The organism is Ideonella sp. P3_A4 (genome assembly GCF_056403075.1).
In genome coordinates, this window is the sequence record NZ_JBFUGE010000554.1 from 1 (window position 1) to 3,969 (window position 3,969).

The 3,969-nt window shown below is 65.0% G+C and carries 4 protein-coding genes and 1 pseudogene; 2 read left to right on the top strand and 3 right to left on the bottom strand.

From position 1 onward, the window contains the following. Positions 1–4 precede the first annotated feature (4 nt). Positions 5–109 carry a DoxX-like family protein gene (locus AC1DYI_RS28775; RefSeq protein ID WP_477207548.1) on the top strand — a complete coding sequence of 35 codons (105 nt, stop codon included), beginning with the start codon at positions 5–7 and terminating at the stop codon, positions 107–109. Positions 110–163: 54 nt separating this feature from the next. On the opposite strand, the gene AC1DYI_RS28780 is transcribed toward AC1DYI_RS28775, so the two are convergent. The 3 genes from AC1DYI_RS28780 to AC1DYI_RS28790 all read right to left on the bottom strand — a co-directional run bounded on the left by AC1DYI_RS28780 (position 164) and on the right by AC1DYI_RS28790 (position 3,453). Next, complete coding sequence (locus AC1DYI_RS28780; protein ID WP_477207545.1) at positions 164–643, bottom strand: VOC family protein; 480 nt, start codon at positions 641–643, stop codon at positions 164–166. Positions 644–817: 174 nt separating this feature from the next. Then, positions 818–2,017, bottom strand: coding sequence for a choice-of-anchor tandem repeat GloVer-containing protein (locus tag AC1DYI_RS28785; protein ID WP_477207546.1), 1,200 nt, complete (start codon positions 2,015–2,017; stop codon positions 818–820). Positions 2,018–2,316: 299 nt separating this feature from the next. Then, positions 2,317–3,453, bottom strand: coding sequence for a serine hydrolase domain-containing protein (locus tag AC1DYI_RS28790; RefSeq protein ID WP_477207547.1), 1,137 nt, complete (start codon positions 3,451–3,453; stop codon positions 2,317–2,319). A 122-nt stretch (positions 3,454–3,575) separates the two neighbouring features. On the opposite strand from AC1DYI_RS28790, the pseudogene AC1DYI_RS28795 reads away from it, so the two are divergent. Then, positions 3,576–3,969, top strand: a pseudogene (locus AC1DYI_RS28795) (hypothetical protein); the annotation flags it as partial.

Here is a 3,969-nt window from a genome sequence, read left to right on the forward strand (position 1 = left end):
GTTCCTGCCCGAGTTCTGGGCGCATCCCTATGGCCCGCTGCTGAAGAACCTGCCGATGTTGGCGCTGATAGGGATCGTCGCGTGGCTCGAACCAGCGCGCCGGAAATAGCCGATTTGCGCAACCCTGCGACCACGGCCGCAGGGCATCCGTTCGACGACGGGTTCAGCCGGCGCAGGGGCCGCCTTGTGCCATCGCCGCCTGGAAGCGCTCCTTCAGCTGCGCCGACGGCACGTCTTCCTTGTGGGTCGCAATCAGCCAGCTGTGGCCGAACGGGTCGATCACGCCACCGGCGCGGTCGCCCCAGAACTGGTCCATCAGCGGCATCATCGGCTTGGCGCCGGCGTCGATCGCGCGCTGCACGACCTTGTCGCAATCGGGCACGTAGAAGGTCACCGTGGTCGACGTGCCGCCCACGGCCAGCGGGCTCAACGCGCCCATCTGCGGCCTCTCTTCGGTCAGCATGAAGCTGGCCGGGCCGATCTGCAGCTGGCAATGCACGACGGCGCCGGTCGGGTCATCGAGCCGTTCGACGATCTCGGCGCCGAAGACGCGCTGGTAGAACGCGATCGCGTCGCCTGCGCCGCGGATGGTCAGGTAAGGGATGGCGCCGATCGGGGCCGGCACCGGGGTCACTTTGCTCATGTCTTTTCGCTCCTGTTGAATGGTGAAGCGCCTGGGCGCCTCATCCACACGACGAAGCGGGCGCAGCGAAATCGACAAGGGCCAGCCAAGAGTTTGTAACTCCGGCGCCTTTCGCTCCCTCGCCGTCCGACCCTTCCCTCGTGCTCGGGCTCGGGGTCGGGTCGCGGCGACCACTCACTTGAGCCTGAGCCGGTAGATCGTGCCCAAGTCAGCGGTGCCACCCTGGGTGGTGACCCCGTAAAACTCGCCATTGCCCGTGGCGATCAAGCCGGCTCCGGGGCTTCGCCCATTCAGTGAATCGGGCCCGAACGAGTGGAGCTGGGTGAAAACGCCGTCTGCCGTGACGCGATAGATCGAGCCCAGGTCGTACTTCCCTTCGTGGGACGTGACGCCATAGAAATAGCCGTCGGCCAGCACGAGCCCCGAACGCCCGGTGTAGRTTGCCGGCTTCGCGAAGGAATGGACCAGGGTCACGTTGCCATCGAAGTCCATTCGATAGAAGGTTCCTCCGCCATGGGCGCCACCACCGCCAGTGACGGCGTACAGAAAGCCATCCGGTGCCTCCACGAACGAAGTGCTTCCGCAGCCAATCTCGTCGTCGCACTTGAAAGAGTGGATGATTTCAAAGCCGCCGCTCGGGCTCAACCTGTACACGCCGCCATCGTCGTATGCACCGCCATGGGCACTGCCGTAGATGTAGCCGTTGCTCGCCTGCACCAATCGGTCCAGACCAGGGGCATAGAGGTTGTCTTTGCGGTAGCTGAACTCATAGAGCACCGCAAAGTCACCGCCAGCGGACACCTTGAAGACGCTGCCCTCCCCGATCCCCTTACCACTGCCCGTCGTCCCATAGAAGTAGCCGTCACTGGCTTGCAGCAGCGGCGCCCATGGGTAGGCTCCCTCGGGAAGGTCGTAGTTGAACGCGTGGACGATCGTGACGTGCCCGGCTGGCGTCATCTGGTAGACGACCCCGTCGCGAAAGACGCCTCCGCCGCTCCCGCCGTAGTACATCCCATCGGTGCCTTGCACCAAGCCTGATGGATGGACGGGGGCGCGGCGGTGCCTGTCGAATTGGTGCAGCACCTCGAAGTGGCCATTGCGCGTCATCTGAAAGGCGGTGCCGCCGTTGTCGAGCTCGCCGCCTTGCCCGGCGACGCCATGCAGCTTGCCGTCCGTCGCGAGGATCAGTCCTGTTTGAGGCCACTGACCATCTGGCCCTTCGAAGCTGTGCATGGTCTTGACCGACACCAAGCTGGCAAGGTCATCGAACGGCTCGGTCGTTTGCCCGGTCTGGGCGCACGTCAGGCTGGCGCACAGGCTTAGCAGAAGCAGACCCCGCCGAAGCCGGGGCGACTCGTTGTCATGGCGTTGCATAGAACCTCCTTCGAATCTCAAGATCGAAGCGGGCCGGCCGGTCAAGGTCGCCTCGTTGAGCGTTCCGATGCGCACCGTGGGCTGAAGACTGCCAGTTCGATGGCGAACGCTTGTCTATACAGACGGAAAATGACGGCCAAGTCAGACATCGAAGATGCGCGGCGAAAAACCGCCTCGCGCCCGAGCAACAGCTGCCGACAGTGCGCCGGAGCTGTGGAACCGGATTCAGCCCGTGCCGGTGACCCGGGCGAGCATGAGGCAACACAGCATCAAGTTGAAACGCGACGCCGCTCTTGCCTTTATCGGCCGTATTCCCAGTCCCACGGCGTACCGGTCTCGCCGAGCAGCAGCCCCACCAGGTCTGGAAAGATGGTTTCGGCCCGCACATCGTTGGCCAACAGCACCGCACAGCTGCGGCTCTTTTCGACACAGACCCAGGTGTTGCCGGTGCTGTCGTTGTGGCCACCCTTGAAGAAGCCCGGGCCCTGCGGACCCTCGAAGACGACCACGCCCAGGCCGGCGGCCAGATCGCGCCGGCGCTTGTCGAGCGGCAGTTCGGGCAACAAGGTGGGGAACTGGTGCGCGGTGGTGATGGGCCACTGTGCTCGGGTCAGATCGGCCCTGGCCTGCGCCGACAGGCCATCGCCGCGCATGAAGCCGGCCGCAAACTTGGCGAAGTCGTCGATCGTGGTGTCCATGGAACCGGCGGCGCGCACCTTGCTGCGCTCGTCGTGCGTCTGCGGCTCGCCATTGGCCTTGAAGCCATCGGCCAGGTTGTCGGCAAAGTCCGCCCGCCAGACCATGCTGGTGCGCCGCATGCCGAAGCGGTCGAACACGCGGCGCTGCATCTCCGCCCCGAGCGCCAGGCCCAGGCCACGCTCCAGCACGAACTGCAGCAAGACGATGCCGTCGCCGGAGTACGCGTAACGTGACCCGGGCTCGAAGTGGATGCGCAGCTTGCCGTCGGGTTCGAGAAAGGTGAAATTGGCGAAGCCGCCCCGGTGGCTGAGCAGGATGCGCGGCGTCAGCTTGCGCCAACGCTCGTCGCCTTTCAGGTCCTGCCAGGGCACATAGCGGTTGTCGGGCGGGTACGACGGCAAGGGCTCACTCAGGTAGAGCTCGATCGGCTTGTCGAGATCGACCTTGCCTTCATCGACCAGCTGCGCCACGGTGTAGGCGAACACCGCCTTCGTGAGAGAGGCACCGTACATCACCGTGCCGAGCTGCAGCGGATCGCCCTTCTCGTTGCGCTTGCCATAGGCCTTCACATAGGCGACCTGGCCGTCTTCGATCAGCGCCAGCGCCAGGCCCTTGACGCGCGCCGAGGCCATCAGGCGTTGCACCTCGGCATCGATCTTCTCGGGTGCGGGCGCGGCGAAAGAAGCGGCGTGGGCTGCGCCGACGGCGCATGCCAGCGCCATGGCAAGTCGTTTCATGCGGTCTCCATTCAGGCGCGATGGTAGGCGGCGAACGCTTCGGCGCTTGTGCCACGGGGAGACACGCCGCTAAGATCGAAGCAAAGGCCCGCCACGCCGCAGGCCAGGGAGTCGAAGCGCTTGTGAACGAGACCGTCGAAGATCCCGGCCAAGTCAACCCGCATTACCTGAACCATGTGGTCGCCACCACGGCAAACCACGCGGTCGAGGTGACGGAAGACATCGTCACAGGCAATGGCATCAAGCTGCTGGCCAAAGGCGCGCGGATCGACCCCGGCGTACGCGAGCGCCTGCTGCAGCACAAGCTGCAAAAGCCGCTGGAAGACTGTGTGCAGGTCGTCGGTGGCGTGGTGCCCGAACGCTTCGGCCCGATTGCCGATGCGCTGCTGACCGAGTACCCGCTGGTCGCCACGCTGTGCCAGCCCGAAGGTTCGGCGCAGCCGATTCCCGCGTCGTTGATGCGGCTGAAGCTGTCGGCGCCGGTGCAGTCGTTGCTGACGGTCTATGGCGAATACC

What these genes read in the sequence shown, in the direction of transcription:
- AC1DYI_RS28780 (WP_477207545.1), bottom strand. Translation starts at nt 643, where the DNA reads ATGAGCAAAGTGACCCCGGTGCCGGCCCCGATCGGCGCCATCCCTTAC.
- AC1DYI_RS28790 (WP_477207547.1), bottom strand. Translation starts at nt 3,453, where the DNA reads ATGAAACGACTTGCCATGGCGCTGGCATGCGCCGTCGGCGCAGCCCAC.